Raw genomic sequence first — 18,672 nt, forward strand, 5'->3', positions numbered from 1 at the left:
CCCTGAACCGGGGACTTAAACTGTTCGCATATGGTTGTCACTACAGAAATCCAGTTAACCACTTTGCATTGCGCCAAACTGCGGAAAACTTTATCGTTAAGCGGAATTGGCGTGATCAGGGGCGAGGACTCAATGCATTTCGAAGGTACGGAAACTTATGTTGCGACAGAGGACCTTAAGGTCGCCGTCAACGCTGCGGTGACGCTGGAACGGCCCCTGCTGGTTAAGGGCGAACCGGGCACCGGCAAGACCGAACTGGCCCGTCAGGTTGCCCAATCTCTGGGCCTCGACATGATCGAGTGGAACATTAAATCAACCACGAAAGCGCAACAGGGCCTGTATGAATACGACGCCGTCAGCCGGTTGCGCGACAGTCAACTGGGCGAGGAACGGGTGCATGACGTGCGCAATTACATCCGCCGTGGCAAGCTGTGGCAGGCCTTCGATGCGGACCGCAAAGTGGTGCTGCTGATTGACGAGGTCGACAAGGCCGATATCGAATTCCCCAACGACCTGTTGCAGGAACTCGACCGGATGGAATTCCATGTCTACGAGACCGGAGAGACAATTGCGGCGCGCGTGCGTCCCATCGTCATCATTACCTCGAATAACGAAAAAGAGCTTCCGGATGCATTTTTGCGCCGCTGCTTTTTCCATTACATCCGTTTTCCCGATATGGAGACGATGAAAAAGATTGTCGAAGTTCATCATCCCGGTATCAAATCGCAGCTTCTGACCGCCGCGCTGACGCAATTCTTTGAGCTGCGCGAAACCACGGGCCTGAAGAAAAAACCCTCGACCAGCGAGGTGCTGGACTGGCTGAAGCTGTTGCTGGCCGAGGATCTGAGCGCCGAGGATCTGAAACGCGACGGCGCCAATGCACTGCCGAAGCTGCATGGCGCGCTGCTGAAAAACGAGCAGGACGTGCATCTGTTTGAACGTCTGGCCTTCATGGCGCGCGGTCAGCGGCGCTGATCTCAGGTGGGGCTGCGCGCGAGGGTGCGCGTGGCTCCGCCGACCGCGGGGCATGCGGGGTCTTGCCTGTCCCGCGCGATCGGTATTTTCTGGCGCCAGAGGCCGCGTCCTGTCCGCGGCAAGAGGATGACCTGAGAATGACCGGCGCTGTGGCCCCCTATCCAACCTCCCCCAGGGCGCAGCCTGCATGATCCGCATCCCGGCGGGACTACGCCCCATCGCCCTCGGGGCGGGCCTGTTGCTGGCCGCCTGTGCGCCGCAACCGGTGCCCCAGCCCCCCGCGCCAGAGCCCGGACCCACGACGCATTCGGTGCGCCCCCAGCTGCCCCCGGTCAAGCATTTCGCCGCTTTCGTGCCCGAGGTGCCCCGGGTCGCCAATGCCGATCTTGCGCGCGATTTCCTCGACCTCAGCTTCAAGCTGGAATCCGGGCGCGCTCTGCCGGTTCTGACCCGCTTCGAGGGGCCTGTGCGGGTCTCGGTCATCGGGGCCACGCCGCCGGGGATGATGCAGGACCTCAGGATCCTGATCGCGCGGCTGCATGACGAAGCCGGCATCGATATCGCGCTCAGCCCCGGTGCCCCGGACGCGACGACCGGCATCACCATTCAGGGGGTGAGCGGCAAGGACATTCGCGGCGAACTGTCGGATGCCGCCTGCTTCGTCATTCCCGGCATCCATGACCTGAGCGAATATCGCGCCGCCCGCCGGCAGGAGCGCACGGACTGGAGCAAGCTGACGACGCGCAGCCAGCTGGCGATCTTCGTGCCCAACGACGCCTCACCTCAGGAGCTGCGCGATTGCATGCACGAGGAACTGGCGCAGGCGCTGGGGCCGCTGAACGATCTGTTCCGCCTCAACGACAGCACCTTCAACGACGACAATACGCACTCGGTCCTGACCGGTTTTGACATGCTGATGCTGCGCCTGACCTATGCGCCGGAACTGCACAGCGGCATGACCCGGGCCGAGGTGGCAGCGCAGCTTTCGGCTCTGCTGGCGCGGCTCAACCCCGAGGGCCAGCACATCGCCCCCGCGCCGTTGCCCGAGACGACGCCGGACTGGGTCGCGGCCGTGCAGCAGGCGCTGAGCAGCACCGGCTCGCCCGCCGCCCGGCTGCGTGGGGCACAGACGGCTCTGGCGATCGCGAACCGCCAGGGCTGGAGCGATCATCGCACGGGCTTTGCCGAATATATCCTCGGGCGGCTGCTGGAGGCGCGCGACCCGGTGGGCGCCATGGCCCATATCCGCCGCGCCCATGCCCTGTATTCGGCCACCCCCGCGACGCGGCTTTACGCCGCGCAGACAGCGGTGCAACTGGCGCGTGACGCGCTGCGACAGGGCGACCCGGAGACGGCGCTGGGATATCTGCAGGACCTGCCTGCGCTGGCCGAAGCCAATCAGAACGCAGCCCTTCTGGCGCAGGTCATGATGCTGCAGGCACAGGCCTATGCGCTGCAGGGCAAGCGCGATCTGGCGCGCGCCACCCGTCTGGACAGTCTGGGCTGGGCAAGATACGGCTTTGGCCCAACTTGGGCGATCCTGGCCAAGCTGCAGGACGTCGCCGATCTGCCCCCCGACACCGCGTCGGAGCAGGGGCGCAGCTGACGCGGCGCACAGGATCGCTGCGGCAACACTCTCGGGGGGAATGCGATGTTCATTGTGGCAGGTCTGGTGCTGGGCGCCATTTTCGGTGGTTTTCGCGCGCGCAAGCGCGGCGGCAACACCAAGGACATTTGGCAATACGCCGCAGTTCATGCGATGCTGTTTGCAATCATCGGGTTGTTCGCGACCGTCATCCTCAACCGCATGATGCTCTGAGGCGGCGCGCGACCCTGCGAAAAGACCCCTGAAATAGGATCGAAGCCAGCATGTTCATTCCGTTTTTCGAGGCCTTGCGCACTCACGCCGTCCCGGTGTCGCTGCGCGAATACCTGACCTTTCTCGAAGCGCTGAAAGCCAACCTCGTCACCTATGACGCGGAGGGGTTCTATTATCTCGCCCGCGCCAGCATGGTGAAGGACGAGCGCAACATTGACCGCTTTGACCGCGCCTTTGCCGCCAGCTTTGAAGGGCTGGAGCAGATCAGCTTTGATCAAGTGCTGGAGAAGGTCGAGATCCCCGGCGACTGGCTGCGCTCGATGGCGGAAAAGCACCTCAGCGAGGAAGAAAAGGCCGAGATCGAGGCGCTTGGTGGCTTCGAGAAGCTGATGGAGACGCTGAAGCAGCGGCTTGAGGAACAGAAAGGTCGCCATCAGGGCGGCAACAAATGGGTCGGCACCGGGGGCACCTCGCCCTTCGGCGCCGATGGTTACAACCCCGAGGGCGTGCGCATCGGGCAGGACAAGTCCCGCCACCAGCGCGCCGTCAAGGTCTGGGACAAGCGCGAGTTTCGCAACTTCGACGATCAGGTTGAGCTCGGCACCCGCAACATCAAGGTCGCGTTGAAACGCCTGCGCAAATGGGCGCGGGATGGTGCGCATGAGGAGCTCGACCTCGACGGCACGATCCGCGCCACGGCCGAGCATGGCTATCTCGACGTCAAGACCCGGCCCGAGCGGCGCAACGCCGTGAAGGTGCTGCTGTTCCTCGACGTCGGCGGCAGCATGGATCCCCACATCAAGGTGGTGGAGGAGCTGTTCAGCGCCGCCCGATCCGAGTTCAAGCATCTGGAGCATTTCTATTTCCACAACTGCCTCTACGAGGGCGTGTGGAAGGACAATTCCCGCCGCTGGGACGCGCAAATGCCGACCTGGGACGTGCTGCGCACCTATGGGTCCGACTACAAGTGCATTTTCGTCGGCGACGCCAGCATGAGCCCTTACGAGATTGCCCATCCCGGTGGCGCCAATGAACACTGGAATCCCGAGGCCGGACAGGTCTGGCTCGACCGGGCGCGCATGCAATGGCCCGACCACCTCTGGATCAATCCGGTTCCGCAGAAATACTGGGGCTATACGCATTCCATCGGCATGATCTCCGAACTGTTCGAGAACCGCATGGTGCCGATGACCTTGCAGGGGCTTGAGGCCGGCATGCGAGAGTTGACACGGTGAGCGATCCCGAAGGCCGCCTGTCCGATCACCCTGCCCCGGACAGCACGGTCGGCGGCTTTGCGCGGCACATGTGGCACGATCACCGTCTCGGCACCCTCGCCTTTCTGGCGGCGCTGGTGCTGGTGGGGCTGTTCACGCTGCGGCTGATGCTGTTCTCGATGCACTACCGCGATGGCGACTGGCGCAACCCTGTGCCCGAGGCCTGGATGACGCCCGCCTTCGTCGCCCACGCCTGGCATGTGCCGCGCCCTCAGGTCTACCGGTTCCTGAACTACCGCGCCCGGCCTGACCATGCCCTGACGCTGTCCGATATAGCCGAAAAGCAGGGGCTGAGCGAAGACCAACTGCTGGCCCGGCTGAACATCTGGCTGTTGCAGTGGAAGCTGGATCACCCGCCGGTCGTCGCGCCTGAGCCACCTTTGGGGGAGGGGCAATGATCTTTCCCCCCCGAACGCCCGGAGCGCCTCATGAGTGAGGAGCTGATGGAGTTGCTGGCCAGCTACGGCGCGCCGCTGGTCTTTGCCGCGACACTGACCAGCTGTCTGGCGGTGCCTGTGCCGGCCTCGCTGATCATGCTGGGGGCCGGGGCGCTGGCGGCGGCGGGGGATCTGCCGATCGCCTTGTTGCTGATCGCGGCCTTCATCGGCGCGCTGATCGGTGATCACATCGGGCTGTTGCTGGGGCGTGGCCTGCAGGGTGCGCTGCAAGGCCGTCTGAAACCCGGCAAACGCGCAGTCGCAACCATGGACGAGGCGCGCAGCTTTCTGATCAAGCGGGGCGGCCTTGCGGTGCTGCTGTCGCGGTTCCCTCTGTCGCCGCTTGGACCTTATGTGAACTTCGCCGCCGGGGCCGCCCGGATGCCGCTGCTGAAATTCACCCCCTTCACCTTTATCGGAGAGCTGATCTGGGTCTCGCTCTACCTCGGCCTCGGCTATTTTGCCGAAGCGCATCTTGAGGCGGTGCTGCGCATTGCCTCGGATCTGACGGGCCTGCTGACCGCGCTGACGGCGGCGGCCGGGCTTGGGTACTGGCTGTGGCGCACGCATCGGGGCCGTCAGAAAGCCGCCTCCCCGCAGACTTTGCAAAGCGGCAAGGTGGCATCTGCAAAGTCACGAACAGCGGCGGCCCGGAAATCGGCAGGAACTTCTGCCAAGGCCGGGTCGTTGAGTCATGCAAAGACATTGAAGAAAAGGACGGACCCATGATCAAGAAAACAGGATCGGCAAAATGGAGCGGTGGACTGAAAGACGGCAAAGGCTCCGTCTCGACCCAGTCCGGCGCACTGAAGGACCAGCCCTATGGCTTCAACACCCGCTTTGAAGACGGCGCCGGCACCAACCCAGAAGAGCTGATCGGCGCGGCCCATGCTGGCTGCTTCTCGATGGCCCTGTCCAATATCCTTGGCGAAAAGGATCTGGTCGCGGACGAGATCGCAACCACCGCGACAGTGATGATGGAGAAACAGGACGGCGGCTTTGCCATCACCAAGATCCACCTTGAGCTGACCGCCAAGATCCCCGGCGCCAGCGACGAGGTGTTTCAGGAGTGCGCCAAGACGGCCGAGAAAAATTGCCCCGTCTCGAAAGTTCTCGCCGGTGCCGAAATCTCGATGACCGCGACGCTGCTCTGATCTGCGGATCTGACGCGCCGGACGCATGACCAGCTGCGCCGCCAGGGGCCGCCGACAGTTCAGTTGGCGGCCTTTGGCGCGCGTATCTGAGCTCAGCCGTAGACGCTAAGCCGCTCCTGCCGCGACGTTTCCCGCGCGGCCTCGCTTGCACAGCGGCCCCGGACGGCACATATCTTTCTCATGTTGAAGTTCACCCCCCTCCTTCTGGCGCTGATCTACGGGCTTGTGGCCTGGCGGTTCTCGACCTGGCGCCTGAAACGGGAGCTGGACGAGAAATCGAGCGAGCTGGCCGACCCCGCCCTGCACGCTCTGATGCGCAAGATGGCACAGGCGCTGGATATCGAACGCATCCGCGTGAACATCTATGAAATCCCGACGATCAACGGCCTTGCGGCCCCCGATGGGCGGATTTTTCTGACCCGTGGCTTCTACAATGCCTACCGCGCTGGCAAGGTCACGGCCGAGGAACTGGCCAGCGTCATCGCGCATGAGCTGGGCCATGTCGCGCTGGGCCACTCGCGCCGCCGCATGATCGATTTTTCGGGCCAGAACGCGCTGCGCATGGGGCTGAGCATGGTCATCGGGCGCTTCATCCCCTTCATAGGACCATTGATCGCCAATGCCGCCATGTCCCTGCTGACCGCAAAACTGTCACGCAAGGACGAATACGAGGCTGACGCCTATGCCGCCGCCCTGCTCAGCAAGGCCGGGATCGGTGTCGCCCCCCAGATTGCCCTGTTTCACAAACTCGAAGCGCTGTCGGGCGCACGCGGCGGTGAAAGCACCGCCTGGCTGCACAGCCACCCCGCCACAGCCGAACGCATTTCCGCGATCCGCACCCTGGACAAGGGCTGGTCGGGCCGCGACTGAAAGGACCTCAGATGAAATATTCCCTGCTCGATCTTGCCCCCGTCCCCGAGGGCAGCACAATGGCCGACGCGATGAAGAACTCCGTCGCACTGGCACAGGCGGCCGAGGCCGCGGGCTATCACCGGCACTGGCTGGCAGAGCACCACAACATGCCCGGCATTGCGTCATCGGCCACTGCGGTGATGATCGGCCACCTGGCGGGCGCCACCAAACGCATCCGCGTCGGGTCTGGCGGCATCATGCTGCCGAACCACGCGCCGCTGGTGATTGCCGAACAGTTCGGCACGCTGGCCGAGATGTATCCGGGCCGCATCGACCTTGGGCTTGGCCGCGCGCCGGGCACCGATCAGGAAACCGCCCGCGCCCTGCGCCGCAACATGAGCCAGCAGGACACCTTTCCCCGCGACGTGGGCGAGCTGATTGCCTATCTCGATGATCCGATCGCCGGTCAACGCCTGCACGCCTTCCCGGGCGAGGGCACCAAGGTGCCGGTCTGGATCCTCGGCAGCTCGCTCTATGGTGCGCAGCTGGCGGCCCAAGCCGGGCTGCCGTATGCCTTCGCGTCGCACTTTGCGCCGGACGCGTTGGAGCAAGCCTCCGACATTTACCGCCGGTCGTTCCGCCCGTCCGAGTTCTGCGCCAAGCCGCACTTCATGATGGCGCTGAACGTCTACGCGGGCGAGACCGACGCCGAGGGCGCCTATCTGCGCTCCTCCATGCAGCAGGCGTTTGTGCGGCTGCGCACCGGCATGCCCAGCAAGCTGCCCTACCCGGTCGACAATATCGAGGAAATCGTGCCGGCGCATATCCTTGCGGGCGTCAATCAGGCGGGCTCTGTCTCGGCCACGGGCGGGCCCGAAACCGTGCGTCGCCAGCTGGCAGCGCTGATCGCGAAGTACGAACCGGATGAGGTGATCATCGCGGGCCAGATCCACGACTCTGCCAAGCGGATCAAGAGCTTCCAGATCGCAGCGGAGCAGATGCAGGCGCTTGGACACGAGGCCAGCTGAGGCACCGAGGCGCCCGACTGTCAGACGTCGAGCGCCTCAAGGGCTTTGCCCAGACGTGGCAGCCGCGCCTTGCGCATCAGGGCGCGGATGCTCCAACCGGGGTCGGACATGGCGCGGGCCTGCGCCAGAACGCGGGCGCCAATGGGCGCCATGATATCGGGCGAGGCTTCGGTAAAGCCGACCAGCAGCGCGTCAGGATCAGCACGGCTGAGGCCCTCTTCCGCGAGGATATTGCGCGGGAAATCCTTGGCATTGACGGTGACGATGGCATCGGCAGAGCTGGCAATCGCCGCCGCCAGAACATGCAGATCGCCGCTGTCGGGCAGCCAGAGGCGGTTCACCAGCTCAGGCGGATAGCGCACCTCGGCTTTCGGAAAGGCGACGCGTGCCATCGCCACTTCGGCGCGGGCCTGCGCCTCGCCGTCGGCACCCAGCTTGGCGGCGGCGCGGGCCCATTCCTCAAGAATGCGGTCGGACCAGACAGGGGTGAACAACCCCTGCCCGGCCGCGCCCAACACCATTTCGCGCATCACTGTCGGATAGAGCACGCAGGCATCGATAACCGCTTTCATACCCTCAGACCCGGAAGATCAGCGCCTTGAGGTAGCCGCTTTCGGCCAAGTGCGGATGCATCGGGTGATCCGCCCCGGCAAAACCGGTGTGCAGCAGGATCGACTCGCGCCCCGCCCGGCCAATGCCACGAATGCAGGCGGTGCGGAACTTGGCGAGGTCCGCGGCGTGCGAGCAGGAGCACAGCACGAGGTATCCGCCCGGTGCGACCAGCGGCGCGGCAAGTTTCGCGAGCCGCTCATAGGCGCGCAGTCCGGCCTCAAGCGACTGACGTGCGGGCGCAAAGGCGGGCGGATCGCAGACGACGACGTCGAATTGCGCGCCCTCTTCGTTCATCGCCTCCAGCACCTCGAAGGCGTCGCCCTGACGGATCGCGAAGCGGTCCGAGGCACCCATGGCCGCAGCACCCTGCTCGGCCAGAGCCAATGCAGGGGCCGAGCCATCAACGGCCAGCGCGGACGCAGCCCCGTTCGCGAGGCACGCCAGACCGAAGCCGCCAACGTGCGAGAACAGGTCGAGGACTTTCGCGCCCTCCGCCAGCTTCGCGGTGAAGGCATGGTTCGGACGCTGGTCAAAGAACAGTCCGGTTTTCTGCCCGCCCATGAGGTCGGCCATATAGGTCGCGCCGTTCATCGTCACCGGCACGGGCGCATCGGGCGCCTTGCCCAGCAGAACGCCGGAAACATCGTCGAGGCCCTCAAGGCTGCGGGCGCGGCCCGAGGCGCTTTTCAGCACGCAGGTGACGCCGGTCACTTCGGCAAGCGCAGCGGTCAGCGGCTCGATCAGGGCTTCGGCCCAGGCGGCGTTCGGTTGCACCACGGCAGTATCGCCGAACCGGTCGATGATGACGCCGGGCAGGCCATCGGCCTCTGCATGGATCAGGCGGTAGAAAGGCGCGTCGAACAGGCGTTCGCGCAGGCTCAGCGCCTTGGCAAAGCGCGCGGCGAACCAGGCCTGATCGATGGGACCGGCATCGACCTTGTCGATGACCCGCGCCATGATACGGCTTTCGGTGTTGACGGTGACCAGCGCCAGCGGCGTGCGGTTTTCATCCTCAAGGATGGCGAGGGCACCGGGCGCCAGCGCCTTGGTGCGACGGTCGGTGACCATTTCATTGGCATAGACCCAAGGAAAGCCGTGCCGGATGCGCCGGGCATCGGTCTTCGGCTTCATGCGCACGGTTGGCAGGGTCGCAGGATCGGTGGCGGGAAGGGTGTCATTTGATTGCATCCCTCCCTCTACCCGCTTCGCTGATCCGGGGGAAGCCAGCACAGACAGGCCAGCGCGCAAATAAACGTGGCGTCCGGCGGGCGCTTGCCGTCCTCAGCTTGGCCTCAGCTTGGTGTCAGCCTGACTTCAGACGGGCGGCGCGGCCAGTTCGCTGCGCAGCACCTCGATCAGGTGGCGGGTGATGCGCACTTTCTGCGTCTCGCCCCGATGCACCGCTTCAGTTGCCCTGGCCCCGCCATAGCCCCGGATCTGGGTGCGCACTCGATATGGCGCGACCAGCACCGCACCGCTCGTCGCCTCCGTGAGCGAGAGCACGAAGTTGATGTTGTGCCAGCCTCCGGTGGTGCCGCGCGCGCGCTCGGTCAGCGCATGGAAATAGGTGATGCGCAGATGCGCCACGGCGGGCGGTCCGTCTGCAGGCGCCGCGAAGGCCTGCCGCGCCGCATCTCGCAGGATGGTCGCAACCTGTTCATACCGATCGCCAAGGGGATCTTCGCGCCAGACGATATCGCCACCGGGGTAGAAACTGTTGCTCTCCGACACCCTCAGACTGCGCGACACCTCGACCTCAACCGCGCGGATGTCATAGGCCAGCCTGATGCCATCGGTGGCCGTTGCACCGCGCGGTGTGCCGCCGACACGGGCATCATCGACATTCTCACAGGCGCTGAGGGCGATCACCGTCCAAAATACCAGCACGCCGGCCGCAAGCTTCATGATGTTTCTCCGCGAGGTTGCAATCCTCGCGCAGTTACATACGAATTAAGTCAATAAAACCGTAACGCCCCTGCCCTCGGGAAAAGCCCTGTTCGCCGTGTCTTAGCCGATTTTGCGATGCGATTTGCGGCAAGCAAGGATGGGCAAATCCGTCCAAATCTGGCAGGTTGCCGAAGTTGAAGAGTTGTTTTGCAGCATCGCCGTCTTTATGGGCTGGCATCTGCGACTGTTAGCGCTAAACTACAGCCGAAACGAGGAGGCGCTGGCGCCGCGCCCTCCCCCCGGCGTCACCCAAGATCCGCGACGCAGCCAGATTGGAGGCTTCGAGCCATGGCCCTGAACCAGACAATAGCAGACGTAACCGACCGGATTCGCGAAAGATCCCAAGGCACCCGTGACCTCTATCTTGAGCGGATCGGCCGTGCAGCCGAAGCCGGGCCCGTGCGTGCCCACCTGACCTGCGGCAACCAGGCCCACGCCTATGCCGGTGTGCCCGACGACCAGACCGCCCTGTCCAAGGGCAACGGCGCCAACCTCGGCATCGTCACCGCCTATAACGACATGCTCTCGGCCCACCAGCCGTATGAGCATTTCCCCGCCCTGATCCGCAAGACCGCCCGCGCCCAGGGCGCCACGGCGCAGGTTGCCGGTGGCGTGCCCGCGATGTGCGATGGCGTGACCCAAGGCCAGCCGGGGATGGAGCTGTCGCTGTTTTCGCGCGATGTCATCGCCATGGCCGCCGGGATTGCGCTGTCGCACAACTGCTTTGATGCCGCGCTCTATCTTGGGGTCTGCGACAAGATCGTCCCCGGCCTCGTGATGGCTGCCGCGACCTTCGGCCATATCCCGGCCGTCTTCCTGCCTGCGGGGCCGATGCCCTCGGGTCTGCCGAACGACGAAAAGGCCAAGGTGCGCCAGCAATACGCCAATGGCGAGGTTGGCCGCGACAAGCTGATGGAGGCAGAGCTTGCCTCCTATCACTCGCCCGGCACCTGCACCTTCTACGGCACCGCCAACACCAACCAGATGCTGATGGAGTTCATGGGCCTGCACCTGCCCGGTGCCAGCTTCGTCAATCCCAACACCCCGATGCGCGAAGCCCTGACCGTTGCGGGCACCGAACGCGCGCTGGCGATCACCGCGCTTGGTAACGAATTCCGCCCGGCGGGCGAGATCCTCGACGAGAAAGCCTTCGTCAACGGCATCGTCGGCCTGATGGCGACCGGTGGCTCGACCAACCTCGTGCTGCACATGCCCGCCATGGCGCGCGCCGCTGGCATCATCATCGACCCTGAGGATTTCGACACCATCTCCTCGATCACGCCGCTGATGGCCAAGGTCTATCCCAACGGTCTGGCCGACGTGAACCACTTCCACGCCGCCGGTGGCCTCGGCTACATGATCGGCCAGCTGCTGAACGAAGGCCTGCTGCACCCCGACACCAAGACCGTCGCCGGTGACGGGCTGGAGCTTTACACGCAGGAGCCGAAACTGCGCGAAGGCCGCATCGTGTATGAGCCCGGTGCCAAGGAAACCCTGAACGATCGCATCGTGCGCCCTGCCTCGGACCCGTTCCAGAAGTCCGGTGGCCTCAAGCACCTGTCAGGCACGCTGGGCCGCGCGATCATGAAGGTCTCTGCCGTCAAACCGGAGAACCACGTGATCGAGGCGCCCGTGCGCATCTTCCACGACCAGAACGACGTAAAAACAGCGTTCAAGGCGGGTGAGTTCACCTCTGACACCATCGTCGTCGTGCGCTTCCAGGGCCCCAAGGCCAACGGCATGCCCGAGCTGCACTCGCTGACGCCGACACTCGCGGTTCTGCTTGATCGTGGGCTGAAGGTGGCGCTGCTGACCGACGGTCGCATGTCCGGCGCCTCCGGCAAGGTGCCCGCCGCGATCCACCTCGCCCCCGAGGCGGCAGATGGCGGCCCGATTGCCCTGCTGCGCGATGGCGACATCGTCAAGCTGGACGCGGTCAACGGCACCATCACCTGCCCCGATCTGACTGGCCGCACCCCCGTCACGCCGGATCTGTCGGCCAACAAACACGGCATCGGTCGCGAGCTTTTCGAAACCTTCCGCCAGAATGCCTCGGCCTCCAGTGCCGGCGCGTCGAACATCGTCTGATCTTTTGTTACGGAGCTTTCCATGACCCCCGAAGCTGCTTCCGCCGAAGCCGAGAAAATCTGCAGACTGGCCCCCGTCGTGCCGGTGCTGGTCGTCCATGACGCCAGCATCGCCCGCGCTCTGGCCGAGGCGCTGGTCGCCGGTGGCCTGCCCGCGCTCGAAGTGACCCTGCGCACCCCCGCTGCGCTGGACGTGATCCGCGAAATGGCGAAAGTTGAGGGCGGCGTCGTTGGCGCAGGCTCGATCCTGACGCCCGCTGCCGTCACTGCCGTCGTTGCAGCGGGTGCCAAGTTCGGTGTCTCGCCCGGGGCCACCGACACCGTGCTCAGCGCCGCCGAGCAGGCCGACCTGCCGATGCTGCCCGGTGCCGCCACCGCGTCTGAAGTGATGGCCCTGCTGGAGCGCGGCTATCGCGTCCAGAAGTTCTTCCCGGCCTCGATCAACGGCGGCGCGCCCGCCATCAAGGCCATCGGCGCGCCGATCCCGGATGTGATGTTCTGCCCGACCGGCGGCGTCACCCCCGAGAACGCACCCGAGTATCTGTCGATGAAGAACATCATCTGCGTCGGCGGCTCCTGGGTCGCGCCGCAAAACCTGATCGACGCCAAGGACTGGAAGGCGATCGAGGAGCTGGCGCGCGAGGCTGCAAGCCTGCGCGGCTGACATTAAGATCGACGAAAAAGAGAAGGCGTGCCAATCCCTTGGCGCGCCTTCTTCATGTATAAGGTAAAGCCCTGTCAGTGCGCTTTGCGCGCCCGTGATCCACCGCGCCGCCGCACGGTCGTCATGTTCTGCAGGCCTTCCTGCAGCAGCGCCGTCATCGGATGCTCCGGCGCAGCGCGCCCGTATTTCTCCATCAGGATCTCGAGTGCGGCTTTCTGATCCTGCCCATCCTCAAGGCTCAGCGCCCAGTCCATCAGGACCGAGCGGCACTCGGGATCGTCGATGCCCTCAATCTGATAGGCCTCGCGGATCAGCGCCTTGGGGTCTGTTACATCGCCTTTCATGACCGTTCCAATCATCTGTCTGCCTCTCGTTCCAATATCGCATCAATCGCCTGTGCCGCGGCCTCGGTCGAGGCGGCGACCTGTGCCTGCAGGGCCTCGATCGTCTCAGCGCCAGTGTCGCGCAGCAGCAGTGCGCGGCCCCCCTCGCCAATTTCATCGGGGTCCAGAGCCTTGCCGCTCAGCAGTTTTCCGACCTGCCCGATATTCCACAGCAAGCGGTAAGTCGAGAGCAGAGCAGCGCTCTCCGCCGGCTCCATCCAGCCAGCCCGCACCGCCAGGTCCAGCCCCTCGCCAATCCAGCCATCGGGGTCGCCTGCGATCAGGCCACCGGCCTGCGCCATCAGCTCGATCTCCTGATTGCGGCCCCGACCTGTCTTGACGTCCCAGGGCGTCACGGCGGTCTTCGCCGCAGCGATGCGCGCGCGCATCTCGGCCACGTCCTTCAGTACCGGCCCCTTCGCGCGCCCCCGCGCAATAAGATCACGCCGGAACTCCATGATATCCTTGGACAACGCCTCAGGACCGGAGACGACACGCGCCCGGGTCAGCGCCAGATGCTCCCAGGTCCAGGCCTGGGTCTCCTGATAGTCGCGAAAGCTCTGCCAGCTGGTCGCAACCGGCCCCTGACTGCCGGAGGGACGCAGCCGCATGTCGACCTCATAGAGCCGCCCCTCGGCCATCGGGGCCGACAGGGCGGTCACCAGCGCCTGCGTCAACCGCGCGTAATAGACCCGCGACGCCAGAGGCCGCCGCCCCTCCGAGCTTTCCTCGCCCGCGGCATCATAGATCACGATCAGATCGAGATCGGAGCGCGCGTTCAACCGCCCGGCCCCCATCGAGCCCATGCCCATCACCGCCGCACCGCGCCCCGGCGGCGGCCCGTGCCTGGTGGCAAATTCGGCCTGCACCACCGGCCAGAGAACACGCAGCACCACGCTCGCCAGCTCGGCATATTCGTGTCCCGCCTCTTTCGGCTCGATCAAGCCACGCAGGTGGTGCACGCCGATGCGAAAGTGCCACTCCTTGACCCAGCGGCGGGCCGCATCCAGCTTGCGCTCGTAATCCTCTTCGATTTGCAAAGCGCGATCCAGCTCTTTGCAAAGGGCATCTTCGCCCGGCCATTCCGCAAAGAACCCACCCCCGATCACCGCATCGAACACAGCCGAATTGCGACTGAGGTAGAGCGCGAGGTCCGGCGCAGTCCCGGTGATATCGCCAAGCAGATCAATCAGTTGCGGGTTGGCCTGAAACATCGAGAACAGCTGCACACCGGCGGGCAATCCGCGCAGGAACCCGTCAAAGGCCGTCAATGCCTCTTCGGGGCGCGCCGCACGGGACAGGCTTTGCAACAGCTGCGGCCGCAGGCGGTCAAAGATATGACGCGCCCGTTCGGAACTCAGCGCGGGATAGCTGCGCCAGCGCGTCACCAGCGCCTCGTCAAAGCTGATCTCGGCCTCGGCCTCCTCAGCACAGACCTCCGGCTGGGCCTTGCCGCCCGGTTTGTCGGGGGCAAAAAAGGCCTCGGTGACGCTGTGGACCTCTTCCAGCCTGTCCTTGATCTCGCGCCCTAGCTCCGCCTCGCCCGTGCCCATGAAGGCCGCCAGCCGCGACAAGCCCTCGGCCCCGCTCGGCAGCTGATGGGTCTGGGCATCGTTGATCATCTGCACCCGGTGTTCAACCTCGCGGTGCGCGCGATAGTGACGCGACAGCACCTCGGCCGTGGCCTGCGGGATCCAGCCGCGCTCCGCCAGTTGCGCCAGCGCGGGCACCGTGCCGCGCAGCCGCAGCGACGCATCGCGCCCCCCGGCGACGATCTGGTGAAACTGAGCGAAGAACTCGATCTCGCGGATGCCGCCGCGCCCCAGTTTCATGTCGTGCCCGGCCAGTTGGATCGGCCCGAAAAAGCCCTTCTTGCGCCGGATCGCCAGCCGCACGTCATGGGCATCCTGAATGGCGGCGAAATCCAGATGACGACGCCAGACGAAGGGGCGCAGATCCTCCAAAAACGCCTCGCCCGCCGCGATATCGCCGGCACAGGGACGCGCCTTGATATAGGCCGCGCGCTCCCATGTGCGGCCCAGACTCTCGTAATACCGCTCCGCCGCCGCCATCCCCATGCAGACCGGCGTGACGCTGGGATCGGGGCGCAGCCGCAGATCGGTGCGAAACACATAGCCCTCGGAGGTGATGTCGTTCAGCGTCGCGGCCATCTTGCGGGTCGCCCGGATCAGCGCCGGTCGCGCCTCAAGCACGTCCTCGCCGCGATACCGCGCTTCGTCATAGAGCACGATCAGGTCGATGTCGGAGGAATAGTTCAGCTCTCCCGCGCCCATCTTGCCCATGGCCAAGGCCACCAGACCGCACCCCGTGGCCAGATCCGCCTCGCCCATCCCCGGCAGTTTGTTCCGCTTCACTTCCGCCGCCAGTGCAGCGCGCAGCGCCAGCGCGACCGCATGATCGGCGAAATCACTCAGCGCGCCCGTGACTTGGCTCAGATCCCAGGCACCCGAGAGATCAGCCAGCGCCACCAGCAGCGCCATACGCCGCTTGCCCCGGCGCAGCTCGGCCGCGATTTGGTCCGGCGCGATCTCTGAAAGGCGGGCCTTTTCCTCGCTTAGCGCCGCCAGAGGTGCGACCATCGCGCCGGGCAGCCAGTGCCGTTCCTTCGCCATCAACGCGCCGAGGTAGGGGCTACACCCGGCCGTACCCTCGATCAGCGCGGCCAGATCTCCGCTGAGGTCGGGAAACAGGGCGCGGCCTTCGGCACCACGATCGCGGTCAAAGGGGCGCGGCAGGCGGGTCGGGATCAATGTGTCATTCATCGCGCGAAGGTGCGGCGGGCGGGCGCGCCGGTCAAGACCAGATCCGCCTCGCTCTGGTCATTCCCGCCCGGCCTTGGCAGATTGCGCGCAAGAGCAGGGAGAGCCGGATGAGCAAGAGCATGAAACGTGTCGCCAAGGCGCTGGCAGACGCCGGGATCGAGACCGAGATCGAGGAGTTGGGCGCCTGCCGCACCGCACAGCAGGCCGCTGACAGTGTGGGCTGCTGCCTTGACCAGATCGCCAAGTCGATCATCTTTCGTGGCGAGGTGAGTGGCGAAGCGATCCTGTTCCTGACCGCAGGCGGCAATCAGGTCGATCCAGCCAAGGCCAGTGCCGTGGCCGGCGAAGCCCTTGGCAAGGCCGATGCCGCTCTGATCCGTGCCCAGACCGGCTTTGCCATTGGTGGCGTCGCGCCCATCGGCCACCTCAACCCGATCCGCGCCTATCTGGACCCGCGACTGCTGGAATTTGAACGGATCTGGGCCGCTGCGGGCACCCCGCGCCATGTTTTTGGCCTGCCCCCAAAACTTTTGCAGCCTCTGACAGCGGCGCAAGTGGCTGATTTCACATCCCAATCCAACTAATGTAAAAAACATTCACATGGCCCCCTTGTGGTTGAGGGCCGCACTTCCGATATCGGTAATGTGAAAGACATTCACATAGCAACAAACCAAGGATACGGAGACAGACATGACACCCGCCACCGCGCAAATGTACGACCACCAGAGCCAGGGCCCGCGCCCCGCTTCGTGGTTTCGTCGCACTGAGGCCTGGATGGACAGCAAGGGCAAACCCGCATGGATCACCGCGATGGTGCTGGGTTTCGTGTTCTTCTGGCCGGTCGGCCTCGCCATTCTCTTCTACATGATCTGGGGTAAAAAAATGTTCGGAAAATCCTGCCGTCACTCACGTTACAACGACATGCGCCGCACCGGCTTTGCGGCGATGAAATCCAGCGGCAACACGGCCTTTGATGCCTACAAGACCGAGACGCTGCAACGCCTTGAGGAAGAACAGAACAGCTTTGAAGGCTTTCTGGAACGCCTGCGCGCCGCCAAGGACAAGGCCGAGTTCGACCAGTTCATGGAAGACCGCTCCCGCAAGGCCAGCGCAGAGCGCGACAACGCCAATCAGGACGCCAACGCCTGAAGGCCAAGACACCTCGCCAGGCGCGCCCGGATGCGGCGCGCCCAAGCCCAGGACGGCCCCCTCGGGGCCGCCTCGCCCCCCCCCGATGACCGCCCCGTTTACAGGATACCGGACCCGATGCGCCTGACCCTTCCCGATCCCGACCACAGCCCGGAGTTCTATGACAGTGTCGCGATGAAGCGCGGCTTTGCCTGGGTGATCGATGCCATTGTCATCACGTTGGTGGCGCTGGTGATCGTGCCGCTGACCGCCTTTGTCGGCGCCTTCTTCTTTCCGCTGCTGCTGCTCACGGTCAGCTTCTTTTATCGCTGGATGACCATCTCTGGCAGCTCCGCCACCTGGGGCATGCGCCTGATGTCGATCGAGCTGCGCACCACCGAAGGCCAGCGGCTGAGCCCGCTTGAGGCATTGCTGCACACGCTGGGCTTTACCGTCAGCTTTGCGCTGCCCATCCTGCAGGTGATCTCGGTCGTCTTCATGCTGACCTCGCGGTACGGACAGGGTCTGACAGATCACATTCTGGGCACCACAGCCGTGAATCGCCGCGCATAAGCAGGCAAATTCGCCCACCCCCGAGGTCGAAAACCTCCAGAGGGCTTGGCGCTTGGGAACTTCGTTGTTATCGTTGCCGAACCTGCGGTGCCCGAAACGCTTCGGGGCCGCGCCCTTCCTTCGATGCTACACACTGGTTTTCATGCGTCATTCCCTGCCTCTTGCACCGCAATTCTATGTAACGGCTCCCCAGCCCTGCCCCTATCTTGCGGGCCGGATGGAGAGAAAGCTGTTCACCTCCCTGCAGGGCGACACTGCCGAGCAGCTGAACAATGCGCTCTCCAAGCAGGGCTTCCGTCGCTCGCAGAACGTGCTCTATCGCCCCTCCTGTGCCGATTGCGCCGCCTGCCTGTCGGCCCGCATCAATGTCGCCGACTTCACCGCCTCGCGCGGGCAGCGGCGCACCCTGCGCCGCAACCAACATCTTGAGCGTCGCGCCACATCGCCCTGGGCGACCGAAGACCAGTATGCGCTGTTCCGCCGCTACCTCGACAGCCGGCACGCCGATGGCGGCATGGCCGATATGGATGTCTTTGAATTCGCCGCGATGATCGAGGAAACGCCGATCCGCTCGCGCGTTGTCGAATACATCGACCCCGACAAGGGCCTGGCCGCCGCCGCGCTGACCGATGTTCTCGATGACGGCGTGTCGATGGTCTACAGCTTCTACGACCCGGCGCTGGAGAAGAACTCGCTCGGCACCTACCTGATCCTCGATCATATCGAGATCGCGCGCAACGCCGGTCTGCCCTATGTCTATCTTGGGTACTGGGTGCCCGGATCGCCGAAAATGGGCTATAAGTGCAAATTCACCGGGCTTGAGCTCTACCACGGCGGCAAGTGGGACCGGATGCGTGATCCGCATGATTACGACTCCACCACCCACCCGCTCAAAAGCGATCCCATCGCAGAACAGGTTGCCAATATCTCCTTACCCGACACACGCGCGCCCTGAA

20 protein-coding genes are annotated in these 18,672 nt (G+C 64.7%); 15 read left to right on the forward strand and 5 right to left on the reverse strand.

Annotation, left to right across the window (positions count from 1 at the left end):
* The first annotated feature begins 132 nt into the window (after window positions 1-132).
* From F3W81_RS05570 to F3W81_RS05610, 9 genes are all read left to right on the forward strand, one after another.
* Window positions 133-975, forward strand: coding sequence for an AAA family ATPase (locus F3W81_RS05570; RefSeq protein ID WP_193083658.1), 843 nt, complete (start codon window positions 133-135; stop codon window positions 973-975).
* 187 nt (window positions 976-1,162) lie between these two features.
* A complete protein-coding gene (locus tag F3W81_RS05575) occupies window positions 1,163-2,581 on the forward strand; it encodes a DUF2927 domain-containing protein (protein ID WP_193082651.1) in 1,419 nt (472 codons plus the stop codon).
* Window positions 2,582-2,626: 45 nt separating this feature from the next.
* Window positions 2,627-2,794, forward strand: coding sequence for a hypothetical protein (locus F3W81_RS05580; protein ID WP_193082652.1), 168 nt, complete (start codon window positions 2,627-2,629; stop codon window positions 2,792-2,794).
* Window positions 2,795-2,844: 50 nt separating this feature from the next.
* A complete protein-coding gene (locus tag F3W81_RS05585; RefSeq protein WP_193082653.1) occupies window positions 2,845-4,029 on the forward strand; it encodes a vWA domain-containing protein in 1,185 nt (394 codons plus the stop codon).
* Complete coding sequence (locus tag F3W81_RS05590) at window positions 4,026-4,466, forward strand: hypothetical protein (protein WP_193082654.1); 441 nt, start codon at window positions 4,026-4,028, stop codon at window positions 4,464-4,466. Before F3W81_RS05585 ends, F3W81_RS05590 begins: the two co-directional genes overlap by 4 nt.
* Window positions 4,467-4,496: 30 nt before the next feature.
* Window positions 4,497-5,234 carry a DedA family protein gene (locus tag F3W81_RS05595; RefSeq protein WP_193082655.1) on the forward strand — a complete coding sequence of 246 codons (738 nt, stop codon included), beginning with the start codon at window positions 4,497-4,499 and terminating at the stop codon, window positions 5,232-5,234.
* The gene (locus tag F3W81_RS05600; RefSeq protein WP_193082656.1) at window positions 5,231-5,659 is read left to right on the forward strand and encodes an OsmC family protein; all 429 of its coding nucleotides are present in this window, start codon (window positions 5,231-5,233) and stop codon (window positions 5,657-5,659) included. The genes F3W81_RS05595 and F3W81_RS05600 overlap by 4 nt, the downstream gene beginning before the upstream one ends.
* A gap of 180 nt (window positions 5,660-5,839) precedes the next feature.
* Window positions 5,840-6,529, forward strand: coding sequence for a M48 family metalloprotease (locus F3W81_RS05605; RefSeq protein ID WP_193082657.1), 690 nt, complete (start codon window positions 5,840-5,842; stop codon window positions 6,527-6,529).
* 11 nt (window positions 6,530-6,540) lie between these two features.
* Window positions 6,541-7,539: an LLM class flavin-dependent oxidoreductase gene (locus F3W81_RS05610; protein ID WP_193082658.1), complete on the forward strand. Its 999-nt coding sequence runs from the start codon at window positions 6,541-6,543 to the stop codon at window positions 7,537-7,539.
* Window positions 7,540-7,559: 20 nt separating this feature from the next.
* On the opposite strand, the gene F3W81_RS05615 is transcribed toward F3W81_RS05610, so the two are convergent.
* From F3W81_RS05615 to F3W81_RS05625, 3 genes are all read right to left on the reverse strand, one after another.
* Entirely contained in the window at window positions 7,560-8,111 is a 552-nt protein-coding gene (locus F3W81_RS05615) for an RSP_2648 family PIN domain-containing protein (RefSeq protein WP_193082659.1), read from the reverse strand.
* Between the two features lie 4 nt (window positions 8,112-8,115).
* Entirely contained in the window at window positions 8,116-9,339 is a 1,224-nt protein-coding gene (locus F3W81_RS05620) for an RSP_2647 family RNA methyltransferase (protein ID WP_193082660.1), read from the reverse strand.
* Between the two features lie 126 nt (window positions 9,340-9,465).
* The gene (locus F3W81_RS05625; protein WP_193082661.1) at window positions 9,466-10,056 is read right to left on the reverse strand and encodes a DUF6778 family protein; all 591 of its coding nucleotides are present in this window, start codon (window positions 10,054-10,056) and stop codon (window positions 9,466-9,468) included.
* Window positions 10,057-10,386: 330 nt separating this feature from the next.
* Between F3W81_RS05625 and edd the strand changes: the two genes are divergently transcribed.
* Complete coding sequence (gene edd, locus F3W81_RS05630; protein ID WP_193082662.1) at window positions 10,387-12,186, forward strand: phosphogluconate dehydratase; 1,800 nt, start codon at window positions 10,387-10,389, stop codon at window positions 12,184-12,186.
* A gap of 21 nt (window positions 12,187-12,207) precedes the next feature.
* Window positions 12,208-12,849 (forward strand): bifunctional 4-hydroxy-2-oxoglutarate aldolase/2-dehydro-3-deoxy-phosphogluconate aldolase, encoded by a 642-nt coding sequence (gene eda, locus F3W81_RS05635; RefSeq protein ID WP_193082663.1) that lies wholly within the window; start codon window positions 12,208-12,210, stop codon window positions 12,847-12,849.
* Window positions 12,850-12,923: 74 nt separating this feature from the next.
* Here the strand turns inward: eda and F3W81_RS05640 are convergent, their stop codons facing one another.
* Window positions 12,924-13,193 (reverse strand): hypothetical protein, encoded by a 270-nt coding sequence (locus F3W81_RS05640; RefSeq protein ID WP_193082664.1) that lies wholly within the window; start codon window positions 13,191-13,193, stop codon window positions 12,924-12,926.
* Window positions 13,194-13,204: 11 nt separating this feature from the next.
* A complete protein-coding gene (locus F3W81_RS05645) occupies window positions 13,205-16,015 on the reverse strand; it encodes a bifunctional [glutamine synthetase] adenylyltransferase/[glutamine synthetase]-adenylyl-L-tyrosine phosphorylase (protein ID WP_193082665.1) in 2,811 nt (936 codons plus the stop codon).
* A 107-nt stretch (window positions 16,016-16,122) separates the two neighbouring features.
* Between F3W81_RS05645 and F3W81_RS05650 the strand changes: the two genes are divergently transcribed.
* From F3W81_RS05650 to F3W81_RS05665, 4 genes are all read left to right on the forward strand, one after another.
* The gene (locus tag F3W81_RS05650) at window positions 16,123-16,599 is read left to right on the forward strand and encodes a YbaK/EbsC family protein (RefSeq protein ID WP_193082666.1); all 477 of its coding nucleotides are present in this window, start codon (window positions 16,123-16,125) and stop codon (window positions 16,597-16,599) included.
* Between the two features lie 106 nt (window positions 16,600-16,705).
* Entirely contained in the window at window positions 16,706-17,164 is a 459-nt protein-coding gene (locus tag F3W81_RS05655) for a DUF2852 domain-containing protein (protein ID WP_193082667.1), read from the forward strand.
* A gap of 117 nt (window positions 17,165-17,281) precedes the next feature.
* Window positions 17,282-17,716 (forward strand): RDD family protein, encoded by a 435-nt coding sequence (locus tag F3W81_RS05660; protein ID WP_193083660.1) that lies wholly within the window; start codon window positions 17,282-17,284, stop codon window positions 17,714-17,716.
* A gap of 142 nt (window positions 17,717-17,858) precedes the next feature.
* Window positions 17,859-18,671 carry an arginyltransferase gene (locus F3W81_RS05665; RefSeq protein WP_193082668.1) on the forward strand — a complete coding sequence of 271 codons (813 nt, stop codon included), beginning with the start codon at window positions 17,859-17,861 and terminating at the stop codon, window positions 18,669-18,671.
* Window position 18,672 lies beyond the last annotated feature (1 nt).

Origin of the sequence: Pseudooceanicola spongiae, from assembly GCF_014899185.1 — a bacterium.
In the GTDB taxonomy this organism is placed as follows: domain Bacteria; phylum Pseudomonadota; class Alphaproteobacteria; order Rhodobacterales; family Rhodobacteraceae; genus Pseudooceanicola; species Pseudooceanicola spongiae.

Bases quoted from the DNA above. Each gene is read 5' to 3' on its own strand.
- F3W81_RS05570 (WP_193083658.1), top strand. From the start codon at position 133: ATGCATTTCGAAGGTACGGAAACTTATGTTGCGACAGAGGACCTTAAG.
- eda (WP_193082663.1), top strand. From the start codon at position 12,208: ATGACCCCCGAAGCTGCTTCCGCCGAAGCCGAGAAAATCTGCAGACTG.
- F3W81_RS05645 (WP_193082665.1), bottom strand. From the start codon at position 16,015: ATGAATGACACATTGATCCCGACCCGCCTGCCGCGCCCCTTTGACCGC.
- F3W81_RS05660 (WP_193083660.1), top strand. From the start codon at position 17,282: ATGCGCCTGACCCTTCCCGATCCCGACCACAGCCCGGAGTTCTATGAC.
- F3W81_RS05580 (WP_193082652.1), top strand. From the start codon at position 2,627: ATGTTCATTGTGGCAGGTCTGGTGCTGGGCGCCATTTTCGGTGGTTTT.
- F3W81_RS05625 (WP_193082661.1), bottom strand. From the start codon at position 10,056: ATGAAGCTTGCGGCCGGCGTGCTGGTATTTTGGACGGTGATCGCCCTC.
- F3W81_RS05605 (WP_193082657.1), top strand. From the start codon at position 5,840: ATGTTGAAGTTCACCCCCCTCCTTCTGGCGCTGATCTACGGGCTTGTG.
- F3W81_RS05595 (WP_193082655.1), top strand. From the start codon at position 4,497: ATGAGTGAGGAGCTGATGGAGTTGCTGGCCAGCTACGGCGCGCCGCTG.
- F3W81_RS05600 (WP_193082656.1), top strand. From the start codon at position 5,231: ATGATCAAGAAAACAGGATCGGCAAAATGGAGCGGTGGACTGAAAGAC.
- F3W81_RS05640 (WP_193082664.1), bottom strand. From the start codon at position 13,193: ATGAAAGGCGATGTAACAGACCCCAAGGCGCTGATCCGCGAGGCCTAT.
- edd (WP_193082662.1), top strand. From the start codon at position 10,387: ATGGCCCTGAACCAGACAATAGCAGACGTAACCGACCGGATTCGCGAA.
- F3W81_RS05665 (WP_193082668.1), top strand. From the start codon at position 17,859: ATGCGTCATTCCCTGCCTCTTGCACCGCAATTCTATGTAACGGCTCCC.
- F3W81_RS05655 (WP_193082667.1), top strand. From the start codon at position 16,706: ATGACACCCGCCACCGCGCAAATGTACGACCACCAGAGCCAGGGCCCG.
- F3W81_RS05585 (WP_193082653.1), top strand. From the start codon at position 2,845: ATGTTCATTCCGTTTTTCGAGGCCTTGCGCACTCACGCCGTCCCGGTG.
- F3W81_RS05615 (WP_193082659.1), bottom strand. From the start codon at position 8,111: ATGAAAGCGGTTATCGATGCCTGCGTGCTCTATCCGACAGTGATGCGC.
- F3W81_RS05575 (WP_193082651.1), top strand. From the start codon at position 1,163: ATGATCCGCATCCCGGCGGGACTACGCCCCATCGCCCTCGGGGCGGGC.
- F3W81_RS05650 (WP_193082666.1), top strand. From the start codon at position 16,123: ATGAGCAAGAGCATGAAACGTGTCGCCAAGGCGCTGGCAGACGCCGGG.
- F3W81_RS05620 (WP_193082660.1), bottom strand. From the start codon at position 9,339: ATGCAATCAAATGACACCCTTCCCGCCACCGATCCTGCGACCCTGCCA.
- F3W81_RS05610 (WP_193082658.1), top strand. From the start codon at position 6,541: ATGAAATATTCCCTGCTCGATCTTGCCCCCGTCCCCGAGGGCAGCACA.